The organism is Rhodococcus sp. 06-221-2 (assembly GCF_002258365.1).
Lineage (GTDB): Bacteria > Actinomycetota > Actinomycetes > Mycobacteriales > Mycobacteriaceae > Rhodococcoides > Rhodococcoides fascians.
In genome coordinates this window covers 109084-130977 of sequence record NZ_NOYJ01000016.1, presented here as the reverse complement: position 1 = coordinate 130977, position 21894 = coordinate 109084, and the positions used below count along the sequence as shown (strand labels likewise).

Annotated in this window: 19 protein-coding genes; 15 read left to right on the top strand and 4 right to left on the bottom strand. The window is 64.8% G+C overall.

Annotation, left to right across the window (positions count from 1 at the left end):
- The first annotated feature begins 261 nt into the window (after nucleotides 1-261).
- On the top strand, nucleotides 262-1632 hold the full coding sequence (locus tag CH281_RS08135) for an MFS transporter (protein ID WP_048316729.1): 1371 nt from the start codon (nucleotides 262-264) through the stop codon (nucleotides 1630-1632).
- A 64-nt stretch (nucleotides 1633-1696) separates the two neighbouring features.
- Here CH281_RS08135 and acs read toward each other — a convergent pair whose 3' ends face one another.
- Nucleotides 1697-3640, bottom strand: coding sequence for an acetate--CoA ligase (gene acs, locus CH281_RS08130; RefSeq protein ID WP_094693698.1), 1944 nt, complete (start codon nucleotides 3638-3640; stop codon nucleotides 1697-1699).
- Between the two features lie 444 nt (nucleotides 3641-4084).
- Between acs and CH281_RS08125 the strand changes: the two genes are divergently transcribed.
- The 5 genes from CH281_RS08125 to CH281_RS08105 all read left to right on the top strand — a co-directional run bounded on the left by CH281_RS08125 (nucleotide 4085) and on the right by CH281_RS08105 (nucleotide 10265).
- Complete coding sequence (locus CH281_RS08125) at nucleotides 4085-5713, top strand: peptide ABC transporter substrate-binding protein (RefSeq protein ID WP_027494484.1); 1629 nt, start codon at nucleotides 4085-4087, stop codon at nucleotides 5711-5713.
- A gap of 164 nt (nucleotides 5714-5877) precedes the next feature.
- Nucleotides 5878-6804, top strand: coding sequence for an ABC transporter permease (locus tag CH281_RS08120; protein ID WP_027494483.1), 927 nt, complete (start codon nucleotides 5878-5880; stop codon nucleotides 6802-6804).
- Entirely contained in the window at nucleotides 6797-7768 is a 972-nt protein-coding gene (locus tag CH281_RS08115) for an ABC transporter permease (protein ID WP_027494482.1), read from the top strand. Before CH281_RS08120 ends, CH281_RS08115 begins: the two co-directional genes overlap by 8 nt.
- Nucleotides 7765-9486, top strand: a complete 1722-nt coding sequence (locus tag CH281_RS08110; RefSeq protein WP_027494481.1) for a dipeptide ABC transporter ATP-binding protein — start codon at nucleotides 7765-7767, stop codon at nucleotides 9484-9486. The genes CH281_RS08115 and CH281_RS08110 overlap by 4 nt, the downstream gene beginning before the upstream one ends.
- A 32-nt stretch (nucleotides 9487-9518) precedes the next feature.
- Entirely contained in the window at nucleotides 9519-10265 is a 747-nt protein-coding gene (locus CH281_RS08105) for an oxidoreductase (protein ID WP_094693985.1), read from the top strand.
- A 365-nt stretch (nucleotides 10266-10630) separates the two neighbouring features.
- Here CH281_RS08105 and CH281_RS08100 read toward each other — a convergent pair whose 3' ends face one another.
- Entirely contained in the window at nucleotides 10631-11476 is an 846-nt protein-coding gene (locus CH281_RS08100; protein ID WP_205914341.1) for an HAD-IB family hydrolase, read from the bottom strand.
- 335 nt (nucleotides 11477-11811) lie between these two features.
- Here CH281_RS08100 and ssd point away from each other — a divergent pair, with 335 nt between their 5' ends.
- From ssd to CH281_RS08065, 7 genes are all read left to right on the top strand, one after another.
- The gene (ssd, locus tag CH281_RS08095) at nucleotides 11812-12927 is read left to right on the top strand and encodes a septum site-determining protein Ssd (RefSeq protein ID WP_094693696.1); all 1116 of its coding nucleotides are present in this window, start codon (nucleotides 11812-11814) and stop codon (nucleotides 12925-12927) included.
- A complete protein-coding gene (locus tag CH281_RS08090; RefSeq protein ID WP_179274143.1) occupies nucleotides 12924-14108 on the top strand; it encodes a TadA family conjugal transfer-associated ATPase in 1185 nt (394 codons plus the stop codon). Before ssd ends, CH281_RS08090 begins: the two co-directional genes overlap by 4 nt.
- Complete coding sequence (locus tag CH281_RS08085; RefSeq protein ID WP_057472578.1) at nucleotides 14105-14884, top strand: type II secretion system F family protein; 780 nt, start codon at nucleotides 14105-14107, stop codon at nucleotides 14882-14884. Before CH281_RS08090 ends, CH281_RS08085 begins: the two co-directional genes overlap by 4 nt.
- Nucleotides 14881-15453: a type II secretion system F family protein gene (locus CH281_RS08080; RefSeq protein WP_094693692.1), complete on the top strand. Its 573-nt coding sequence runs from the start codon at nucleotides 14881-14883 to the stop codon at nucleotides 15451-15453. The genes CH281_RS08085 and CH281_RS08080 overlap by 4 nt, the downstream gene beginning before the upstream one ends.
- Nucleotides 15454-15516: 63 nt before the next feature.
- Nucleotides 15517-15720: a DUF4244 domain-containing protein gene (locus CH281_RS08075; RefSeq protein ID WP_179274142.1), complete on the top strand. Its 204-nt coding sequence runs from the start codon at nucleotides 15517-15519 to the stop codon at nucleotides 15718-15720.
- A 23-nt stretch (nucleotides 15721-15743) separates the two neighbouring features.
- Nucleotides 15744-16055: a TadE family type IV pilus minor pilin gene (locus tag CH281_RS08070; protein ID WP_032392769.1), complete on the top strand. Its 312-nt coding sequence runs from the start codon at nucleotides 15744-15746 to the stop codon at nucleotides 16053-16055.
- Nucleotides 16052-16405, top strand: a complete 354-nt coding sequence (locus CH281_RS08065) for an Rv3654c family TadE-like protein (protein ID WP_094693688.1) — start codon at nucleotides 16052-16054, stop codon at nucleotides 16403-16405. The genes CH281_RS08070 and CH281_RS08065 overlap by 4 nt, the downstream gene beginning before the upstream one ends.
- Nucleotides 16406-16630: 225 nt before the next feature.
- Here CH281_RS08065 and CH281_RS08060 read toward each other — a convergent pair whose 3' ends face one another.
- Both CH281_RS08060 and CH281_RS08055 read right to left on the bottom strand, forming a co-directional pair.
- The gene (locus CH281_RS08060; protein WP_094693686.1) at nucleotides 16631-17893 is read right to left on the bottom strand and encodes an alpha-hydroxy acid oxidase; all 1263 of its coding nucleotides are present in this window, start codon (nucleotides 17891-17893) and stop codon (nucleotides 16631-16633) included.
- Between the two features lie 244 nt (nucleotides 17894-18137).
- Complete coding sequence (locus tag CH281_RS08055; RefSeq protein WP_052068707.1) at nucleotides 18138-20507, bottom strand: DEAD/DEAH box helicase; 2370 nt, start codon at nucleotides 20505-20507, stop codon at nucleotides 18138-18140.
- A gap of 436 nt (nucleotides 20508-20943) precedes the next feature.
- Between CH281_RS08055 and CH281_RS08050 the strand changes: the two genes are divergently transcribed.
- Nucleotides 20944-21147 (top strand): cold-shock protein, encoded by a 204-nt coding sequence (locus CH281_RS08050; protein WP_005248460.1) that lies wholly within the window; start codon nucleotides 20944-20946, stop codon nucleotides 21145-21147.
- Nucleotides 21148-21298: 151 nt separating this feature from the next.
- A complete protein-coding gene (locus CH281_RS08045) occupies nucleotides 21299-21886 on the top strand; it encodes a hypothetical protein (protein ID WP_032364537.1) in 588 nt (195 codons plus the stop codon).
- Nucleotides 21887-21894 lie beyond the last annotated feature (8 nt).

Sequence of the window (21894 nt, the reverse complement as noted above, 5' to 3'; positions counted from 1 at the left end):
ACCCCTTGTAATCGCTGTGCTCGGTATTGCGGTGATCGCTCTGCTCGGTGTTGCGGAAGATCGTATCGACAGTAGTGCCTAAGTAGCAGATTATCTGTCCCGCGGCGGCCGAGCGACGCTCGGCCCGTCGTCGGTTACCTCTCCGCCCGTCGCGACAAACACGGGAATGTTGCACGAATCGGCAACGAACGGCCCGGGGGCGTGAAATTCTCAGGTGTTCATCAGGTAATTTTCAGGGAACTTTCCCCTTCAGGAGCACTCGTGAGTTCAACACACGCCGTCACGGACGACGGCGCAATTCCCGCACCTCAGGTGCCTCGGTCCCGAATCGTCATCGCCTCGATGGTCGGTACGTCCATCGAGTTCTTCGACTTCTATATCTATGCAACGGCCGCAGTACTCGTCTTCCCCCGCCTGTTCTTCCCCGCAGGCAACGACACGACCGCGCTGCTGGCGTCGTTCGCGACGTTCGGTTTGGCGTTCGTCGCGCGACCCATCGGCTCGATTCTGTTCGGCCACTTCGGTGATCGCATCGGACGCAAGGCCACCCTCGTCGGGTCCCTGCTGACGATGGGTGTCGCGACGTTCGCGATCGGGCTCCTGCCGACCTACGCCGCGGCGGGTCTGTGGGCACCGGCTCTGTTGGCGCTGATGCGCTTCACTCAGGGCGTGGGCCTCGGCGGTGAATGGAGTGGTGCGGCGTTGCTGGCCACCGAAACCGCGAAGCCGGGCAAGCGAGCCTGGGCGGCGATGTACCCGCAGCTGGGTGCGCCGATCGGCTTCTTCTTCGCCAACGGCATCTTCCTGCTCATCGTCATCGCGACCGGCTACGACTCCGCGAACTCCGGCACCGACCACGCGTTCCTCACGTGGGGCTGGCGCATCCCGTTCCTACTCAGCGCGATCATGGTGATCATCGGCCTGTACGTCCGCCTCAAGCTCGAGGAGACGCCGGTGTTCAAGCTGGCAGTCGAGCGCGGCCAGAAGGTCAAGACCCCGTTGGCCCAGGTGTTCAAGACGAGCTGGCGTCAGCTGATCATCGGCACGTTCGTCATGCTCGCCACGTACACGCTCTTCTACATCATGACGACGTGGGTGGTCAGTTACGGAACAGGCAAGGTGGCCGACGTCAACGGGCCCAAGCTCGCGATTCCGTACACGGACTTCCTGGAACTCCAGCTCATCGCGGTGCTGTTCTTCGCGGCGCTGATCCCGGTCGCCGGGCTGCTGGCCGACAAGTACGGCCGCCGCCCCACGCTCATCGTCATCACCGCGGCGATCGTGCTGTTCGGTCTGTCGTTCCACTGGTTCGCCGACCCGTCGTCCGCGTCGGCAGGCAAGATGCTGGTGTTCATGTGCGTCGGCCTGGGACTGATGGGCCTGACGTTCGGGCCCATGAGTGCCGTTCTGCCGGAACTGTTTCCGACGAACGTGCGCTACACGGGCTCGGGAATTTCGTACAACACCGCGTCGATCCTCGGAGCTGCAGTGGCCCCGTTCATCGCAACCTGGCTGGTGAGTTCCTACGGCGTCGGCTGGGTGGGCGTCTATCTCGCCATCGCCGCTGCGCTGACCCTGATCTCGCTGATCATCATGAAGGAAACGCGAGACCAGTCGCTCGACAGCGTCTGAGCGGCTGCGCCGCATGTGAGTGGAACCTCGTAGTGGGCTACGAGGTTCCACTCACATGGGAGCGCTAGCGGCCCTTCTTGATCGCCTCGAACACCTTCGGGTCGACGAGAGTGGAGACGTCACCGAGTTCGCGGCCCTCGGCCACGTCACGGAGCAGGCGGCGCATGATCTTGCCGGAGCGGGTCTTCGGCAACTCCGGCACGATGGAGATTTCCCGTGGCCGGGCGATCGGCGAGATCTCCTTGGAGACCTGAGCTTTGAGTTCGGCGATCAATGCGTCGCCGGTGTTCTCCTCGCCGCCGCGCAGGATGACGAACGCGACGATGCCCTGACCGGTGGTCTCGTCGGCGGCACCGACGACGGCAGCCTCGGCGACACTGTGATGACTCACCAATGCCGACTCCACTTCCGACGTGGAGATGCGGTGGCCCGAGACGTTCATGACGTCGTCGACGCGGCCGAGGACCCACAGGGCGCCGTCCTCGTCGTACTTGGCACCGTCACCGGCGAAGTACCAGCCTTCTTCGGCGTAGCGGGACCAGTAGGTGTCCTTGTAGCGGTCCATGTCGCCCCAGATCCCGCGGAGCATCGCCGGCCACGGCTCGGAGAGAACGAGGTATCCGTTGCCGCCGTTGCCCAGTGGCTTGGCGTCGTCGTCGACGATCTTGGCCGAGATACCGGGCAGCGGAGTCATGGCCGAGCCGGGCTTGGTGGATGTGACGCCGGGGAGCGGGGAGATCATGATCGCGCCGGTCTCGGTCTGCCACCAGGTGTCGACGATCGGTGCGCTGCCGCCGCCGACGACGTCGCGGAACCAGCGCCATGCCTCGGGGTTGATGGGTTCGCCGACGGACCCGAGCAGGCGGATCGAGGACAGATCGTGTGCCTCGGGAATCTCCTTGCCCCACTTCATGAACGTGCGCACCAGGGTGGGGGAGGTGTAGTAGATCGAGACCTTGTACTTCTCGATGACGTTCCAATGCCGGTGCTCGTCGGGCGAATTGGGCGTGCCCTCGTAGACGACCTGGGTCGCGCGGTTCGAAAGCGGTCCGTAGACGATGTAGGAGTGCCCGGTGACCCAGCCGATGTCGGCGGTGCACCAGTAGACGTCCGTGCCCGCCTTGTGGTCGAAGACGTTGTGGTGGGTGTACGAGGTCTGCGTCAGGTAACCACCGGAGGTGTGGATGATGCCCTTGGGCTTACCCGTCGTACCCGAGGTGTAGAGGATGAACAGGGGGTGCTCGGCCGGGAACGGCTGCGCCTCATGCTCTTTCGACGCTTTCGCGACGGTCTCGTGCCACCACAGGTCGCGTCCCTCGGTCCAGGCGACGTCGGAGTCGGTGCGCTTGACGACCAGAACGTTCCGGATGGAGGCGGCTCCGTCGACGGCCTCGTCGACGGTGTCCTTGATGGGGGCGGGCTTGCCGCGTCGCCACTGGCCGTCGGTGGTGATGACGAGTTTGGCTTCGGCGTCGTCGATGCGCGAGCGCAGTGCGGTGGCGGAGAACCCGGCGAAGACGACCGAATGGGTCAGACCGAGGCGTGCACAGGCGAGGATCGAGACGATGGCCTCGGGGATCATCGGCATGTAGATCGCGACGCGGTCACCGGAGACGAGGCCGAGTTCGGTCAGGGTGTTGGCGGCCTGGCTGACGTCGGCGAGCAGATCGGAGTAGGTGATGTCGCGGCTGTCGCCGGGTTCACCTTCCCAGTGGATGGCGACCTGGTCGCCGTGGCCGTCGAGGACGTGGCGGTCGACGCAGTTGTAGGCGACGTTGAGCTCGCCGTCGGCGAACCATTTCGCGACGGGGGCGTCGGACCAGTCGAGTACCTCGGTGAACGGGGTGTGCCAGTGCAGCCGGCGGGCCTGCTCCGCCCAGAACGCGAGCCGGTCCTTCTCCGCGGCGGCGTACAGATCTGCCTGAGCGTTCGCCTGCGCCGCGAACTCGGCCGAGGGTGCGTAGGAGGCAACCGCGGTCTCGTCGGTTCCGGGGGTACTGGTCGTCATCTCGAATAGCTCTCTTTCGTCCGATGCTTTTCGCCCATGAAACGGCACTCACTAGCCGGTCTCGAGCCCCTAGTGAGGGTAGTCACATGTGATGGCGATCGCACCGTTGCAATCGGCTGCAACCCCTTGATCTGCGGTGATCGGTTGTTTCCGCACGATGGACGGTCATCGCCGTCGTCGACGGGAGGCTGTCTCGGCGGCTCTGCCCGCACTGTGAGAAATCGACTTGCCGAAACGTTTCGATCATGTTTCCGACTTACTCGCCGGTCAACAAAACCCGGGGGAGTTCACATGTTCGTTTCAGGATGTGTCTAAAGTTCGTTCCATCAGATCGTTGGTACGGCTCACAGGCCGTGTCTTGCGGTCGCCCACGAATCCCCGGGCGTCGCGCCCGAGGAACTGAGCACGGACGACCCCGTGTTCACATCTGGATGGAGGATTTCCTTGCGTAAAACACGCATCGCGTCAGCTGCAATCGCAGTTGTCGTCGGAGCGGCGCTGGTGACGGCGTGCTCTTCGAGCGATTCGACCGGCGGCGGAGGGTCAGGAGACGGCTCCGGCATCATCAACGCCTGGAGCGGCGAGCCGCAGAACCCCTTGGTGCCCACCAATACGAGCGAGAACACCGGCGGACGTGTCGTCGACTCGATCTTCGCCGGCCTGGTGTCCTACACCCCCGAGGGCGGTGTCGAGAACGAGGTCGCGGACTCGATCGATACCACCGACGGCCAGAACTACACCGTCACGTTGAAGGACGGCTGGCAGTTCACCGACGGCACGCCGGTCACGGCCAAGTCGTTCGTCGATGCCTGGAACTACGGCGCACTGTCGACCAATGCGCAGCTGCAGGGATCGTTCTTCGATCCGATTCAGGGCTACGACGAGGTCGCAGCCGAGAACCCGACGGTGCAGACCATGTCCGGTCTGAAGGTCGTCGACGACAAGACGTTCACCATCGAGCTCAAGCAGCCCGAAGCAGCGTTCCCCGATCGTCTCGGCTTCGCCGCGTACTACCCGCTGCCCGAGGTTGCGTACCAGGACATCGCCGCGTTCGGCGAGAACCCGATCGGCAACGGCCCGTACAAGTTCGCCCAGGAGGGCGCTTGGCAGCACAACGTGCGGATCGACCTGGTCACGAACCCCGACTACGCCGGTAACCGCAAGCCCGCCAACGGCGGCGTGAGCTTCATTCTGTACAGCAATCTCGACACCGCATACACGGACCTGCTGTCGAACAACGTCGACGTTCTCGACAACGTTCCGGCCTCGGCCGTCACCACCTTCGAGTCCGATCTTCCCGACCGCACGGTGAACCAGCCGTCCGCGTCGATCGAGACGTTCACGATTCCGGGCCGCCTCGCGCACTTCGGTGGCGAAGAGGGTGTGCTGCGTCGTCAGGCGATCTCCAAGGCGATCAACCGCGACCAGATCACCGAGCAGATCTTCAACAAGACCCGTACCCCGGCCAAGGACTTCACCAGCCCGGCCATCGACGGCTGGACCGGCGATCTCTCCGACGTCGGAAACGTCGAGTACGACCCCGAGGGTGCCAAGGCTCTGTGGGCCCAGGCCGACGCCATCGCGCCGTGGTCCGGAACGTTCTCCATTGCGTACAACTCCGACGGTGGACACCAGGAATGGGTGGATGCGGTCAGCAACAGCATCCGCAACACGCTCGGCATCGAGGCGCAGGGTGCGCCGTACCCGACGTTCGCTCAGCTGCGCACCGAAGCCACCAACCGCACCATCGCGACCGCCTTCCGGTCGGGCTGGCAGGGTGACTACCCGCAGCAGTACGGCTTCCTGGCACAGAACTACCAGACCGGTGGCAGCTCCAACGACGGTGAGTACTCCAACCCCGAGTTCGACCGCCTGCTCCGCGAGTCCGCAGGTGAGACCGACAAGACCAAGGCGCAGGAGCTGACCAACCAGGCTCAGGAAATCCTGCTCAACGACCTGCCAGCAGTGCCGACCTGGTACCGCAACGCAGCGAGTGGTTGGTCGGAGAACGTCACCAACGTCAAGATCGGTTGGGACGGAATCCCCATCTACAACCAGATCGAGAAGAACTGATCACGTTCGCTCCACTGCTGTAGAGACCGAGAAGGGCGGTAGGTCTTCCACCTACCGCCCTTCTCGTGTGCTCGCTCACTCCCGTATCTACGTTCGACGCCCCGCTGCAGCTGATCCTTGCGCCTCTGCGGTGACGTCCACCTTCCTCCAAAGGAGGTGATCCGATGCTCTGGTACATCGGACGCCGATTACTTCAGATGATCCCCGTGTTCATCGGGGCGACATTCTTGATCTATGCCATGGTCTTCTTGCTGCCAGGAGACCCCATCGCGGCATTGGCCGGAGACAAGGCGATCAGTCCCGCCGTCGCCGACCAACTGCGCGCCCGCTACAACCTCGACCAGCCGTTCATCGTGCAGTACCTGCTGTACCTGAAGGGCATTTTCACGTTCGACTTCGGCATGTCCTTCTCGGGCCGCCCGGTCAGTGAAGTTCTCGTACAGGCGTTTCCGATCACGGCCAAGCTCGCCTCGATGGCCCTCGTGATCGAGGCCGTGTTCGGTATCGGCTTCGGTCTCATCGCGGGTCTGCGCAAGGGCAAGCTGTTCGACTCGACGGTCCTCGTCGTCAGCCTCGTCATCATCGCCGTGCCGATCTTCGTCATCGGCTTTCTCGCGCAGTTCTTCATCGGGATCAAGTGGGGTTGGGTGCCGCCGACAGTGGGAGGCAACACCAGCTTCACCAACCTGTTGCTGCCGGCATTCGTACTCGGAGCCGTCTCGTTCGCCTACGTGGTGCGGTTGACGCGCACGTCGGTGGCCGAGAATCTCAGTGCGGACTTCGTGCGGACGGCGACGGCCAAGGGGCTCTCGCGTAACCGGGTCGTCAACGTGCACGTGTTGCGTAACTCGCTGATTCCCGTCGTGACGTTCCTCGGTGCAGATCTGGCCAGCCTCATGGGCGGCGCGATCATCACCGAAGGAATTTTCAACATCAACGGAGTCGGCGGCACCATCTACCAAGCCGTCATCCGCGGTGAGGCACCGACCGTTGTGTCTTTCGTGACCGTGCTGATCGTCGTCTATCTGGTCGCCAATCTCATCGTCGACCTTCTCTATGCCGCGCTCGACCCGAGGATTCGCTATGTCTGATCCCATCACCCCGAAGAGCGTCGACGCCGATCGCGCCACTCGCCAAGCACGTTTCGTCGAGGCCGACGAGGTCATCGACGTGTCGCAGACCGACGCTGTCGTCATCGACGACGCACCCGCCAGCATCTGGTCGGATGCGTGGCGGAACCTGCGCACGCGTCCGATGTTCATCGTCTCGGCCATCATCATCCTGGCCGTCATCGTGGTCGCAGCCGTACCTGGCCTGTTCACCAGTACCGATCCGCGCTTCTGCGATCTGCAGTTCAGCATGCAGGGCCCGGGATCCGGACACTGGTTCGGTTACGACCGCCAGGGCTGCGACATCTACTCCCGGGTGCTGTTCGGTGCTCGGGCGTCCGTGCTGACCGGAGTCGGGGTCACGTTCCTCGTGCTGGTCATCGGCGTCGTGTTCGGTGCTCTGGCCGGCTTCTACGGCGGCATCGCGGACTCGTTGCTCTCACGGATCACCGACATCTTCTTCGGCGTTCCGCTAATTCTGGCGGCCATCGTCCTCATGCAGCTGTTCACCGATCGCACGATCTTCACGGTGATTCTGGTGTTGGCGTTGTTCGGCTGGCCTCAGATGGCTCGCATCACTCGCGGTGCAGTGCTGTCGGCGAAGGGCAACGACTACGTAATGGCCTCGCAGGCTTTGGGTTTGACGCGACTGCGAACTCTGATCCGGCACGTCCTGCCCAACGCGATGGCACCGATCATCGTCATCACGACGATTTCACTCGGTACGTTCATCGTGGCCGAGGCGACGCTGTCGTTCCTCGGCATCGGACTGCCTCCCACCGAGGTCTCCTGGGGCGGCGACATCAGTGCCGCCCAGGTCACCCTGCGACAGGGCTCGACCATTCTCTTCTATCCTGCTGCAGCGCTGGCAATCACGGTGCTCGGCTTCATCATGATGGGTGACGCCCTGCGCGACGCCCTCGACCCGAAGGCGAGGAAGCGATGACGGATCCAGCACGCATCGCAGTGGAGCAGCCCCTGCTCGACATCCAAGATCTCGAGGTCTCGTTCCGGTCCAACTCCGGTGCGGTCCCGGCTGTTCGCGGAGTATCGCTGACGGTCTACCCGGGGCAGACCGTTGCGATCGTGGGCGAATCCGGTTCCGGTAAGTCGACCACCGCGCACTCGATCATCAACCTGCTTCCCGGAACCGGCACGGTGACGGCGGGGCGCATCCTGTTCGAGGGCCGTGACTTGGCGCAGGCCAAGGAAAAGGACTTCGTCGACATCCGCGGCAGCCAGATCGGCCTGGTTCCTCAGGACCCGATGTCCAACTTGAACCCGGTGTGGAAGATCGGCTTCCAGATCGAGGAGGCCCTCGCTGCCAACGGCATCGCCAAGGGCAAGGCGGCTCGGGTTCGGGCAGCCGAGCTGCTCGAGGAAGCGGGTCTCAGCGATTCGGAGAAGCGGGTCAATCAGTACCCGCACGAGTTCTCGGGCGGTATGCGTCAGCGTGCGCTCATCGCGATCGGGCTTTCGGCACGTCCGAAACTACTGATTGCCGACGAGCCGACGTCCGCTCTCGACGTGACCGTGCAGCGTCAGATTCTCGATCATCTCGAAGGTTTGACGAAGGAACTCGGAACCGCGGTTCTGCTGATCACCCACGATCTCGGCCTGGCTGCCGAACGAGCCGAGCACCTCGTCGTCATGAGCAAGGGGCGGATCGTGGAATCCGGTCCGGCACTGGAGATCCTGCAGGACCCTCAGCATCCGTACACGCGCAAGCTCGTCTCCGCCGCGCCGTCTCTGGCGTCGCAGCGACTGAAGTCGTCGGTGGTGCGCAAGGACATCGTCGAGCATGCCAAGCAGGTGGCGGTCGAGGCCGTCACCGAGGAGACCGACTCGGCATTCGAGCCGGCCGCGGACACTGTGCTCGTGGTCGAGGGGCTGACCAAGGAATTCAAGCTCCGGGGCGGCAACCCGTTCAAGTCGTCCGTGTTCACGGCCGTCAAGGATGTGTCGTTCGGAGTCGCACGCGGTACCACCACTGCGATCGTCGGCGAATCGGGTTCTGGCAAGTCGACTGTGGCACAGATGGTTCTGGGACTTCTCGAGCCCACTGCGGGTTCGGTGAAGTTCGACGGGCGCGACGTGGCGGGGTTGAACAACAAGGACGCGTTCGCATTTCGTCGTCGAGTGCAGCCGATCTTCCAGAATCCGTACGGGACGCTGGACCCGATGTATTCGATCTTCAGCACCATCGAGGAGCCTCTGCGCACCCACAAGGTGGGGTCGAAGTCCGAGCGGGAAGCCAGAGTCCGTGATCTGTTGGACAAGGTGGCACTGCCGTCGTCGGTGATGCGCAGGTTCCCCAACGAGCTGTCCGGCGGCCAGCGGCAACGTGTCGCAATCGCTCGTGCGTTGGCCCTCGAGCCCGAAATGGTCATCTGCGACGAGGCAGTGTCGGCTTTGGACGTGTTGGTGCAGGCGCAGATCCTGTCCCTGCTCAACGACCTTCAGGCCGAGCTCGGGTTGACGTACCTGTTCATCACGCACGACCTCGCGGTGGTCCGTCAGATTGCTGACGACGTGCTCGTGATGCGCAGCGGCGAAATCGTCGAGGCGGCGTCGACCGATGCCGTCTTCGACAACCCGCAGCAGGAGTACACCCAGAAGCTGCTCGCCGCCATTCCGGGTGGCTCGGTGCAGCTGGGCGCATAGCCGCGGTGGGTGAGGGGGTACCGTCGTCTGTCGTGACGGACCCCCTCGCCCCGCTGCTGGAATTGCCCGGAGTTGTCGATTCCGCCGAACGGGCACGCGATGCCCTCGGTGCCGTGCATCGGCACAAGGCCAATCGTCGTGGGTGGCCGGCGACCGCGGCCGAGGCCGCTGTGCGGGCAGCTCGTTCGTCCTCCGCGCTCGAGGGCGGTTCGATGGATTTCCCTCGCGAAGGCGAGGAGGGCGACCCGATTCTGGCGGGTGCGCTGCGAGTGGCCGCTGCTCTCGACGGTGACGCCCTGCAGAACACGTTGTCGACGTGGAAGCGCGCACCACTGCAGACGCTGGCCCGCCTACATCTGTTGGCCGCCGCCGATCTCGTCGACGACGCGTCCTCGCTCGGTCGACCGCGCACGGACGCGGGCATCGGCGAGCGGCTCGATCTCCTTGCGCAGTTGGTGACGGGTGGAACCTCCGCGCCGGCTCCGGTGATCGCGGCAGTCGTGCACGGTGAACTGTTGACGCTGCGGCCTTTCGGAACTGCCGACGGCATCGTGGCGCGTGCTGCATCGAGGTTGGTGGCCGCATCGTCGGGATTCGATCCGCACAACCTGGGCGTGCCCGAGGTGAGCTGGATGCGTCGAGTGAACGCGTACCGGGATGGAGCCGCCGGGTTCGCCGAGGGCACGGCAACGGGCGTCGGTAGTTGGGTGATCCTCTGCCTCGGAGCATTCGAAGCTGGTGCGGCAGAAGCGACTTCGATTGCCGAAGCTGCACAGTAGGAGTTGTGCACACGTAAAAGGGCGGCGATGCCGACTTGCGTCGACGTCGCCGCCCGTTAGCACGGAGCGCCTGGTTACCAAGCGTGCACAGGTGGGCTGTGATGGACTACCACGTGGCCTCGGCGAGAACTCGACGGTGATGAGGTCATCCCTGCAACCGGTGCAGGGTTCTTGCTGATCACCCACGAATATCGCAGGCCCACAGCGCTTCTGCCATTAGGTGGCAAGCTCCGCGTGGGTGCCGGTGTCCGTGCTGGGAATCGCGGTCGGGAGAAGCGAACCTTCTCTTCCGGTTCGTTCTTGGCCTTCCGTTCTTCCGTACGTCATTTGTACCCCGTGACGCCGCTCACATCAAGGGTTTGGGCTCATCGTTTTCTGCGGAGTAGTCCGTAGGTGATCGCGCCGGCCGCTATTGCGCTGAAACCTGCTGCAGCACTGGCTACTACGGTCTTCCCGGACGGATTCGGAATGCGGGAGCGCAGTGAAACGGGGTTCGAGAATGTCAGAATCGGCCAGCCGAGGGACGAGGCCTCTTTGCGGAGTGCGCGGTCGGGATTGACGGCGGTGGGGTGGCCGACCGCCCGCAGCATCGGCACGTCGGTGATCGAATCCGAGTAGGCGTAGCTCTTGGATAGGTCGTAATCATGTTGTGCCGCCAGGGACTTCATGGCGTCGACCTTGCCCTCGCCGTAGCAGTAGAAGTCGACCTCGCCGATGTACTTGCCGTCGACGGTCACCATCGTCGTGGCCATGCTGTGGTCGGCGCCCAGCAGTTCGGCGATGGGATGCACGATCTCGTCACCCGACGCCGAGACGACCACCACGTCGTGTCCGCGGAGCTTGTGGTCCGCGATCAGATCGGCCGCTTCGGCGAAGACGAGGGGGTCGACGATGTCGTGCAGGGTTTCGGCCACCACTGCTCGCACCTGTTCGACGTCCCACCCGGCGGTCATACCGGCGATGTGTGCGCGCATGCGTTCCATCTGGTCGTGATCGGCACCGGAGAGCAGGAACAAGAACTGCGCATAGCTGCTCTTGAGTACCGCTCGCCGGTTGATCAGACCTTGGTCGAAGAACGGCTTGCTGAAGGCCAGAGTGCTGGACTTCGCGATGATCGTTTTGTCGAGGTCGAAGAAGGCGGCGACGCGCGCTGCGCGTCGGCCGGCGGGGGCGTCGTCGGTGTCTGCGCTGAGGGTCACGATTGTCACCATAGTGGCCGGTGGTGACCGGTGGATGTCGCGCAACTTCTCTTCTCGACTCGCTCCGAACAAGTCCACAAATTGAGACGGTTGAACTTGCAAACAAGGACGTCCACGGGTGTAGTATTTTCCACGAGCCCGGTTCATTCCGGGCGGTGTTCAGCCCGACCCCCCGGGGCTGAACCAGACGACCCTCGCCTCCTCCCCCCCTGGCGAGGGTCGTCCTCTTTTTCGGGGTAGGCCGAAAACTGGTACCGCGGTACCGGTATTCATCCACAGGGGCCGATCTATCCACATTTCCCCAAGTCGCGCGCCGCGCGAGCGGATTCTCGCGCACGCTTGGGTCCATGAAAACGGATCCGATTTCACGGCGGACGAATGCGAAGGCGTCGATGTCGATCGACCATCACGGACTGCGTCAGGACGTGTATCGAATCGCCGCAGCCGCGGATTGTGTTGTGGAAGAGCAGAACTTACTGGTCGGTATCGGATCGGCGCGCCCGATTTGGGAATTCCCAGGAATTATTTTGATCGATTTTTCTTCTGCCGAGTCGGCGCTCGCAGGCGGATTTCCGCGGCGGCCCGGCGTCGTTCTGGTCACGGCCGCCTCGCCGACACTCGACGATTGGCGGACGGCCACAGCGCTCGGTGCCGAACACGTGGTCTCGTTACCCTCGGACGAGGACACGCTCGTTCGCATTCTCGGTGAACCCGTCGCCACATCGCCGGGCGGCGGTGGCGTCATCGTGGTCGTCGGTGCCCGCGGAGGTGCGGGTGCCTCCACGTTTGCGGCGGCGCTGGGCCTGTGCAGCAGTCGCACGGGGCAACGCACACTCATGGTCGAAGCCGACCGGTACGGCAGCGGCCTCGATCTGCTGCTCGGCTGGGAGAACGCCCCAGGTTTGCGATGGTCCGGCCTCGTCGTCGAGGGCGGGCGAGTATCCGGCGACGCACTCCACGGCGCGCTGCCATCGAAGAACGGATTGTCGGTGCTGGCACTCGGGCGAACCGACGACCGGCGAACCGGACTCTCGGCCGTCGCCGCGGCGGCTGTGCTCGACGCAGGGCGCGCTGGAGGCGATCTCGTGGTGTGCGACGCCCCGCGTCACTCCGATGACCTCTCGGACGCCCTGTACGCCGCAGCCGACCTCGTCGTACTGGTGCTGCCTGCGGAATTGCGGGCCGTGACGTCGGCAGAAGCAGTAGCGGACGAGATCTCGAGTCGCAATCCGAACGTCGGATTGGTCGTTCGTGGGCCAGCACCCGGGGGACTGCGGGCCGCGGACATCGCCGCCGCCCTCGACCTGTCGCTGCTGACGTCCATGCGGGCCGAGCCGGGGTTGGCCGAGCGTCTCGAGCGTGGCGGGCTTGCTTTCGGACGCCGATCACCGCTGGCGGCGGCGGCCACTGTGGTCCTCGATACGTTCGCGCACAAGCCCGGTGGTCAGCGGTGGGCAGCATGAGCGCAGTCGTCACCGCCGAATTGCTCGACCGCGTACGAGATCGGCTCGCTGCTTCGGCACAGTCTCCGGTGCCCGCCACCGTTGCCGCAGCAATCCGCACCGAGGCAGGGGGAGTCATCGGTGACACCGATATGCTTGCGGCACTGCGTATTCTGCAGACCGAGCTAACCGGAGCAGGCCCGTTGGAGCCGCTCCTGTCCGAGCCAGGGGTGACCGATGTCCTGGTCACGGCGCCGGATCAGGTGTGGATCGATCGCGGTAGAGGACTGGAACGCACCGGAGTTCAGTTCGTCGACGAAGCCGCGGTCAGGCGGCTGGCGCAGCGGCTCGCGCTCTCGGCCGGTCGGCGATTGGACGATGCGCAGCCGTGGGTCGACGGCCGATTACCCGGCGTCGGACAGGGAGTGTTCGGGGTCCGTCTGCACGCGGTGCTGGCACCGGTGGCGAGCGGTGGAACCTGCCTGTCGTTGCGAGTGCTCCGCCCTGCTACCCAGGGACTCGCCGCGCTCCGGGCGTCCGGTGCGGTGACCGAGGAGGGCTACGATCTGCTCGCGCGGATTGTGCTCGCGCGCTTGGCGTTTCTGGTCGTCGGAGGTACCGGCGCTGGAAAGACTACGCTTCTGGCTGCTCTGCTGGGCGAGGTCGACCCGGCCGAACGAATCGTCTGCGTGGAGGACGCGGCCGAGTTGGCACCGGCCCATCCTCATGTGGTGCGTCTGGTGGCCCGTGCTCCGAACGTCGAAGGTGTGGGCGAGGTGTCGGTTCGGCAATTGGTTCGCCAGGCACTACGGATGCGACCCGATCGGCTCGTCGTCGGTGAGGTGCGCGGGGCCGAGGTGATCGACCTGATGACGGCGCTCAACACCGGGCACGACGGCGGTGCCGGAACCATCCATGCCAATTCGCCCTCGGAAGTACCCGCTCGGCTCGAAGCCCTTGCCGCACTGGGCGGAATGGGTCGCGACGCCTTGCACAGTCAACTCGCGGCGGCCGTCCAGGTCGTCCTGCACGTCCACCGGAGCGCCGACGGCACGCGCAGATTGCGGGAGATCGGACTGGTGGAGGTGGATTCGACGGGTCGTGTTCATATCGTGCCGGCATGGTCCGCTGATTCCGACGCCGTGCCCGGGCAGCGCGGGCTGCACGAACTGCTCGCTCGGCGCTGTGGCGAGATGCGATGACGGCTGCACTGTGTGTCCTGGCCGCTGCATTTACGCTGTGGCCCAGCCGCTCTCGCCGACTACCGCGCCGCGGTCGAGTTGCCGTCGGCGTTCCTGGGTGGGCGTTCCCTGTGGCTGTAGCGTCGGTGTTGGCCGTGGGCATGTTCTGGATCGGCGGTCCGTGGGGCGCGGCGGCTCTGTTCGTGGCGGGCGGTACCGGATGGTACCGACATGGCCGTCGCACCGTACGCGCCCGTCGGACGGCCGAATTGGATTGGTTGGCAACCGGAGTCGAAGTGGTCATCGGTGAACTGCGGGTCGGTGCGCACCCGGCGACGGCCGGCGAGGTGGCTGCGGACGAGTGCAGCGGGATCGCCTCGGAGGCGCTGCGCGGTGCTGCGTCCAGATCGCGACTCGGTGGACGCGCTGCCGACGGGATAGCCGCGTCGGATCCACTGTTGAACCCCGAACTGGACCGCTTGGCCGCGGCATGGCGGGTGGCCGACGAACACGGCCTCGCACTCGCCGAGTTGCTCGACGCCGTGCGCGAGGATCTGCTCGGACGTCGGCGATTCCGGGAACGAACCGAGGCGTCGCTCGCAGGGGCCCGCGCTACTGCATTGGTGTTGGCTGGACTGCCCGTTCTTGGGGTCGCGCTCGGACAACTGATGGGGGCCGATCCGCTGCGCATACTGCTGGGCGGCGGGCTGGGCGGAATCCTGCTCCTCATCGGAACCGCTCTCGGTTGCGCAGGTCTGCTGTGGACCGATGCGATCACCGGCAAGGTGACGACATGACGTGGGCGATCACGCTCTGTCTGGCAACGGCTTTGGTCGTCGTCCCCGCTGCCCGTGGCGGTTTGGCGCGAGTAGAGGTTTCAGGGCTTTCGACGACAGAAGCCGTCGACGACTCCGGACCCGATCCGCTCGCCGTGGCGACGACGTTCGACCTTCTCGCTGCGTGTCTGCGTTCCGGACTCCCGATCTCGACTGCCGCGGCGGCCGCAGCCCATTCCGCTCCGCCCGCATTCGGTGTCGCACTGCGCAAAGCCGCCGATCTGCTCGAGCTGGGGGCCGATGCAGCGACGGCGTGGGATGCAGTGGCAAAGGATCCGAAGACCGAGGCGCTGGCACGGATGGCGCGACGATCCGCTCGGGCCGGGTCGTCCATGGCGTCGGCGATGACGGAACTGGCTGCCACCCAACGAACTCGGGCCGAGGATGCGTCGGCGGCTGCGGCCGAACGGGCCGGTGTGCTGATAAGCGGACCGCTGGGCCTGTGCTTTCTGCCGGCTTTCATCTGCCTGGGCATCGTGCCCGTGGTGATCGGCCTTGCGGGCAATGTGCTGGGCGGCGGCGTGCTGTGACCGCCGAACTACGAATCGTCCGGTGCGGATACGCCGCGCCGGAATACTGGGAGGGGAAGCGTCATGATGGGAAATGCACTGCAGGAGATCAAGACTCGAGTCGCATTGTTCGGTGTGGAGGACGACGGTATGTCGACCGCGGAGTACGCGATCGGCACCATCGCGGCCGCGGCATTCGGCGCGGTGCTCTACACGGTGGTGACGGGGGACAGCATTGTGACCGCGCTGACGGGGATCATCGATCGAGCGCTCAACACAGCCGTCTGATTCCGGGCGGTGAGGACGGGGCTGTGACGGTGGAGGCGGCGATTGCCGTCGCGTCCATCGTCGCAGTGATCGTGGTGTGCATCGGTGCGATCGTGTCGGTGACGATGCACATCGGCTGTGTCGATGCTGCGCGGGAGGCGGCTCGGTTGGCGGCGAGAGGTGATGCGACCCGGGCGGTGTCGGTGGGGGAGCGGGTTGCGCCGGAGGGTGCTCGGATCACGGTGCGCGAAGACGGTGAATTCTTCGTCGCGCGGGTGGAGGTGGAGAGTCCGCTCCCGGGACTGACGTTGTCGGCGGAGGCCGTTGCTGCTGCGGAACCGGTTGCAGCGGAATGAAATCCGGTGTGCGTGATGACGAGGGTGGGGCGACGGTGTTGGCGGCACTGGCGATGTCGGCGTTGATTGCGGTGGTGGTGATGGTGATGCACGTCGGGTCGGCGGTGGGCGCTCGTCATCAGGCGCAGTCGGCTGCTGATCTCGCTGCATTGGCCGGTGCGGGGGCCCTCGATCGTGGGGTGGCCGATGCGTGTGAGACGGCGAGGGGATTGGCGATGCGAATGGGAACGGAGTTGCGGGAGTGCACGATCGACGAGTGGGACGTGATCGTGACTGTGGGCCAGCCGGTGTTCCTCGGACGTTTCGGAATGTCCGACGCCGTCGCTTCGGCGCGGGCGGGACCGGAGTGACCGGACGCCCGCCCGCCGGCCGCCCGCCCGAATCCGCAAACGCGCGCGCGTTTGTCAGGTGCGAGCGGAATCGCCCCGTTCGAGCCGGCGAATTCGCGCGCGTTCAGCGAATGCGCGCGCGTTTGCGGTGAAACCCGGCCTCGACCCCCGCCCGAGGACCCTAACCCGTGGCCGATACGTCGCCCCCGGCCTCGAACCCCGGCAGCGACGGTCCGTCCGCAGCGGTCAGCTCGACGTGAACGTGCGGGCTCCGGACTGCAGAGGGGCCAATCGAGTGAGTTGCGTGACGTGTTCCGGGGTCAGTTCCGCGAGTGAATTGACCTGCAGCAGTTGCATGGTGCGGATGATCTCCTCCCGCAGGATGTCGATCATGCGGTCGACGCCCGCGCGGCCACCGGCCATCAGGCCGTACAGATAGGCCCGGCCGACGAGCGTGAACGATGCTCCCATTGCGATGGAGGCGACGATGTCGGAACCGTGCATGATGCCCGTGTCGACGGCCACCTCGAAGTCGGGACCCACTTCACGGACGACCTGCGGCAGCAGGTGGAAGGGGACGGGAGCCCGATCGAGTTGTCGGCCTCCGTGATTGGACAGAACGATGCCGTCCACACCCAGTTCGGCCAGACGCGCCGAATCCGCCACCGACTGAACACCTTTGACGACCAGCTTGCCGGGCCAGATCTCCCGAATGATGTCGAGATCCTCGAACGAGATGGACGGATCCATCGCTGAATCGACCAGCTCTCCGACCGTGCCGCCGGTCGAGGTCAGCGACGCGAACTCCAACTTGGGCGTGGTGAGGAAGTCCCACCACCACCATGGACGAGGAATGGCGTTGGCGATGGTCGACGCGGTCAACTGCGGCGGAATGGAGAACCCGTTGCGTTTGTCTCGCAGGCGAGCTCCGGCGACCGGTGTGTCGACCGTGAACAGGAGGGTGTCGAAGCCAGCTTTCGCGGCGCGTTCGACCAGACCGAACGAGATGTCGCGGTTACGCATGACGTAGAGCTGGAACCAGTTTCGGCCGTTCGGGTTGGTGGCCTTCACGTCCTCGATCGACGTGGTGCCCAGCGTCGAGAGGGAGAATGGAATTCCAGCAGCGCCGGCGGCGGCAGAACCGGCGTACTCACCCTCGGTCTGCATCAGGCGCGTGAAGCCCGTCGGGGCGATACCGAACGGAAGCGCGGACGGTCCGCCGAACACCGTCGTCGAGGTGTCGACGTGGGAGACGTCTCGCAGGATCGAGGGGTGGAATTCGACGTCACGGAAGGCCTGCCGGGCTCGGGAGAGTGAGATCTCGGCGTCGGCCGCGCCGTCGGTGTAATCGAATGCCGCGCGCGGGGTACGGCGACGGGCGATGGTGCGGAGATCGTCGATGGTCAGTGCCGCGCTGAGGCGTCGTCGACGCAGGTTCAGATCGGGCTTCTTGAACGAGAGGACCTCGCGCAGGTCGGTGGCTTTCGGTATCTGCCGGGCAATGGGCATACGTTGTCTCGATTCTGTGGGCTGATCCTCTCCCCACCACACCACCCGAGGTGTTAGCAACGACAAGCAGGGTGGCGCACCAGTTCGATCCAAGCCTTGAACGCGCGCGCGTTTGCGAAAAATGACTGGCAATCCCCGCGAAACCCTGGCAATTTTGCGTGCGCATGGCAAGTGCGCGCGCGTTTGCGGCGAACCCCACAATTGGTACCCAGCCACCAGGTTCCTGACTGCGAGATCGGCCGGCTCATCCCTCGCGAGTGACCGCCGCCAACACTGCGGTCAGCACTCGAACGGCACCCTCTTTGTCCAGGGGGTCGTTACCGTTTCCGCATTTCGGGGATTGCACGCAGGACGGGCATCCGGTCTGGCATTCGCAGGAGACGATCGCGTCCTTGGTGGCGGCGAGCCAGTCGGCGATGGCCACGTGTCCGCGGTCTGCGAAACCCGCTCCGCCGTCGTATCCGTCGTAAACGAAGACGGTCGGGAGCCCGGTGTCGGGGTGTAATGCCGTCGACACTCCACCGATGTCCCATCGATCGCAGGTCGCGACCAACGGCAGCAAGCCGATGGCGGCGTGCTCGGCGGCATGCAGTGATCCGGGGAATCGCTCGAACGGAACGCCGCTGTGCTCCAACAACTCCGGGGTGATGGTGTACATAACGGCGCGGGTGTCGAGGGTCTGCGCCGGCATGTCGAGTTCGATGGAATCGAGGACCTCACCCGACGGGAGGCGTCGGAGATATCCCACCACCTGATGGGTGACGTTCACCTGCACCAAGGCGACGCGGACCTCGCCGTAGTCGACGGATTCGTGCACCGCGGTGATCGCGATGTCGGTGATCTCGCGGGCCGAGGTGTTCCACTCGGGTTGTTCGGCATGCACCAGCGCGAGGCCGGCCTCGAGATCGAGCTCGTCGACCACGAAGGATTCGCCCTGATGTATGTGCACCGCACCGGGATGTGCTGTGGCAGGGGCACGTCCGCCGTCGACGGTGCCGAGCATGCGGCCGGACTCGCCATCGACGATGGCGACCTGCACGCCCGTGCCGCCGCGAATGTTGACCGCACCGTGCGGAGACAGCTGCTGCCCCTCGGGGGTGATGAACCACCCGTGAGGACGCTTACGCACGTAGCCCTTCAGCTCGAGCTCTTCGAGTACCGATTCCGCGCTCAACGCCTCGGCCTCGGCTAGGGTGATCGGTAGTTCGACTGCAGCGCAGAGCAATTGGGGAGCAAGAATATACGGATTGGTCGGGTCGGTAACGGTTGCCTCGACCGGCTTGTCCAGCAGGGCAGCCGGGTGATGCACCAGGTAGGTATCCAACGGATCGTCGCGCGCGACGAGCACCAGCAGTGAGCCCTCTCCGCGACGTCCGGCGCGCCCGCCCTGCTGCCAGAACGAGGCGACGGTACCGGGGAAACCGGCGACGATCACCGCGTCCAAACCGGCGATGTCGACGCCGAGTTCGAGGGCGTTGGTGGTGGCCACTCCCAGCAGGGTGCCGTCGGAGAGGTCGCGTTCGAGTTTGCGACGATCCTCGGCCAAATAGCCTGCGCGATAAGCGGCGACGCGTCGGACCAATTGCGGATCGACGTCGGCGAGAATTCTCTGGGTCCCCAACGCAGTGACCTCGGCTCCGCGCCTGGACCGTACGAACGCGAGTGTCCGTGCACCCTCGATCAACAGATCCGCCATGATGCGCGACGCCTCGGCCCCCGCCGATTTGCGTACCGGCGCACCGTTCTCGCCGGTGATCTCCTTGAGCAGCGGCGGTTCCCAGAGTGCGACGGTACGCGCTCCGTGGGGCGAGCCGTCTTCGGTGATCTCCTCGCAGGGCGCTCCGATGAGTCGACTGGCAGCGCGTCCCGGCTCCGAGGTGGTGGCACTGGCGAGAACGAACACCGGAGACGCTCCGTAGCGCGCGCAGAGGCGTCGCAGCCGACGGAGTACCAGGGCGACGTTGGAGCCGAAAACACCTCGGTAGTAATGGCATTCGTCGACCACCACGTACCGAAGGTTGCGCAGGAAACGCGACCATCGCTCGTGTGCGCCGAGGATGCCCAGGTGCAACATGTCGGGATTGGTGAAGATCCAGCGCGCATTGGTTCTGGCCCACTGCCGAATCTCGATCGGGGTATCGCCGTCGTACGAGCTGGGAAACACCTCGGCGAGATCGTCTGACAGCGAACGTAACTCGTCGGTGATCGAGATGGTGGTGCGTAGCTGATCGGCACCGAGGGCCTTGGTCGGTGCGAGATACAGAGCCGTCGCCCGGGCGTCGGCGGCCAGCGTCGTCAGAATGGGCAGCTGATAGGCCAACGATTTGCCCGACGCGGTACTCGTCGAGAGCACCACATGACTGCCCTCGGCGGCGAGCGTCGCGGCCCGGGCCTGATGCGTCCACGGTTGTGCGATGCCCCGAGAGGTGATCACCTGCACCACTTCCGGGCCGACCCACGACGGCCAGGGGGCAAAACTGGACGATCGAGCCGGTAACTCGGCGACGTGCGTGACGGGGCCGTCGTCGGCGGGGGTACCGGCCAACACTCGATCCAGCAGCCGCTGCCCGTAACTCCGGACATCCGCACCGTCGTGCGGATGCTTCTCGCTCACTGCCGGTCTCCATGCATTCGTTCGATCTACTGGCCAGCCCTTCGGGCTTGCTGGGTCGTTCCGCAGGCTCCACTCCTGCTTAGGCGCGACCTGGGGTCCTCATGCTATCGCGGACCCGAAACGAGCGGCTCGAGCCCTGGTGAGAGCCGCATTCCACCCGTCCGGCGTTGTGTGTTGTTACAAGACGGGCAATTTGTTCGAAAAGGGGCGGTTTTCGACTGTTGCGAACGCGGAGTTCATGGTTCACTTGACGCGGTCGCAGCTTCTGTGTTCGTTCTACGCTTCGCAGGATCTTATGTTGCGGGCGCGGTACTGGGAGAGCTCGTCCATCAGGGGGAATCCTGAGGGGGATTCGTACAAGTGCAGCGGTCGGAACCGGCCCGATGGATCGAAAGTGCGCTCCATCGAATCCGGTGTTAGAAAGAGAAGGAAAAGCATGGCACAGGGAACTGTGAAGTGGTTCAACGCCGAAAAGGGCTTTGGATTCATCGCACCAGAAGACGGCTCCGCTGACGTTTTCGTTCACTACTCCGAGATCCAGGGCAGCGGCTTCCGCACCCTCGAGGAGAACCAGCGCGTCGAGTTCGAGGTCGGCCAGGGCACCAAGGGTCCTCAGGCAACGGGCGTTCGCGCAGTCTGATTCTTTTCTCTTCGGAGACGAGAACCTTCATCCCCCTTTCTCGATCGGCCGTGAAAAGCCGTTCGAGAAAGGGGGATGTTTCGTTCGTGGCGAACCACCAGGAAGAGTCGAAAGCAGTGTCTGCCGGTGTCGATGTCCTAATGTCCATGCTGTGAACCAGCTGTCCTTCTTCTCTGCCGAGTCGTTGCCGCCCGCGGTGACCGATCTCAGCGGACTGCTGGCTGCCACCGGCCATGTCGTCACGTCCTCGGGATCGGCACGCATCTCTGTCGTCGTCGACGCGCAGTGGCGGGCCGATGCCATTGCCGAGTTGATCGAACAGTGTGGTCTGTCGGCAGAGCTGGGACGGTCCGAAGAAGACCGTCCTCTCGTCCGCACCGCGTCGGTTCCGGAACTGTCCGCGTTGGCGTCGTTGTGGACCAAGGGCGCGGTGAAGGCCGTGCCTCCCGGGTGGGTGCCCGGTTCTCGGGAGTTGCGGGCATGGGTGCTCGCGTCGGGGCGTCCCGAGGCGGAGGGGGAACGCTACGTACTCGGCCTTGATCCGCACGCGCCGGAGACTCATGCGGTCCTCGCTCAATCGTTGATGCGCGCGGGCATCGCGCCGACTCTGATCGGCACCCGCGGGTCCAATCCTGGCCTTCGAATCACCGGCCGACGTCGGCTGTTGCGCCTCACCGAGAACGTCGGCGAGGCTCCTGCGAATGTGGACGCACGTACCAATTGGCCCCACGCTGAGTAGGAAGATGA

What these genes read in the sequence shown, in the direction of transcription:
- acs (WP_094693698.1), bottom strand. Translation starts at nt 3,640, where the DNA reads ATGACGACCAGTACCCCCGGAACCGACGAGACCGCGGTTGCCTCCTAC.
- CH281_RS08120 (WP_027494483.1), top strand. Translation starts at nt 5,878, where the DNA reads ATGCTCTGGTACATCGGACGCCGATTACTTCAGATGATCCCCGTGTTC.
- CH281_RS08115 (WP_027494482.1), top strand. Translation starts at nt 6,797, where the DNA reads ATGTCTGATCCCATCACCCCGAAGAGCGTCGACGCCGATCGCGCCACT.
- CH281_RS08110 (WP_027494481.1), top strand. Translation starts at nt 7,765, where the DNA reads ATGACGGATCCAGCACGCATCGCAGTGGAGCAGCCCCTGCTCGACATC.
- CH281_RS08100 (WP_205914341.1), bottom strand. Translation starts at nt 11,476, where the DNA reads ATGGTGACAATCGTGACCCTCAGCGCAGACACCGACGACGCCCCCGCC.
- ssd (WP_094693696.1), top strand. Translation starts at nt 11,812, where the DNA reads ATGAAAACGGATCCGATTTCACGGCGGACGAATGCGAAGGCGTCGATG.
- CH281_RS08090 (WP_179274143.1), top strand. Translation starts at nt 12,924, where the DNA reads ATGAGCGCAGTCGTCACCGCCGAATTGCTCGACCGCGTACGAGATCGG.
- CH281_RS08085 (WP_057472578.1), top strand. Translation starts at nt 14,105, where the DNA reads ATGACGGCTGCACTGTGTGTCCTGGCCGCTGCATTTACGCTGTGGCCC.
- CH281_RS08080 (WP_094693692.1), top strand. Translation starts at nt 14,881, where the DNA reads ATGACGTGGGCGATCACGCTCTGTCTGGCAACGGCTTTGGTCGTCGTC.
- CH281_RS08075 (WP_179274142.1), top strand. Translation starts at nt 15,517, where the DNA reads ATGATGGGAAATGCACTGCAGGAGATCAAGACTCGAGTCGCATTGTTC.
- CH281_RS08065 (WP_094693688.1), top strand. Translation starts at nt 16,052, where the DNA reads ATGAAATCCGGTGTGCGTGATGACGAGGGTGGGGCGACGGTGTTGGCG.
- CH281_RS08060 (WP_094693686.1), bottom strand. Translation starts at nt 17,893, where the DNA reads ATGCCCATTGCCCGGCAGATACCGAAAGCCACCGACCTGCGCGAGGTC.
- CH281_RS08050 (WP_005248460.1), top strand. Translation starts at nt 20,944, where the DNA reads ATGGCACAGGGAACTGTGAAGTGGTTCAACGCCGAAAAGGGCTTTGGA.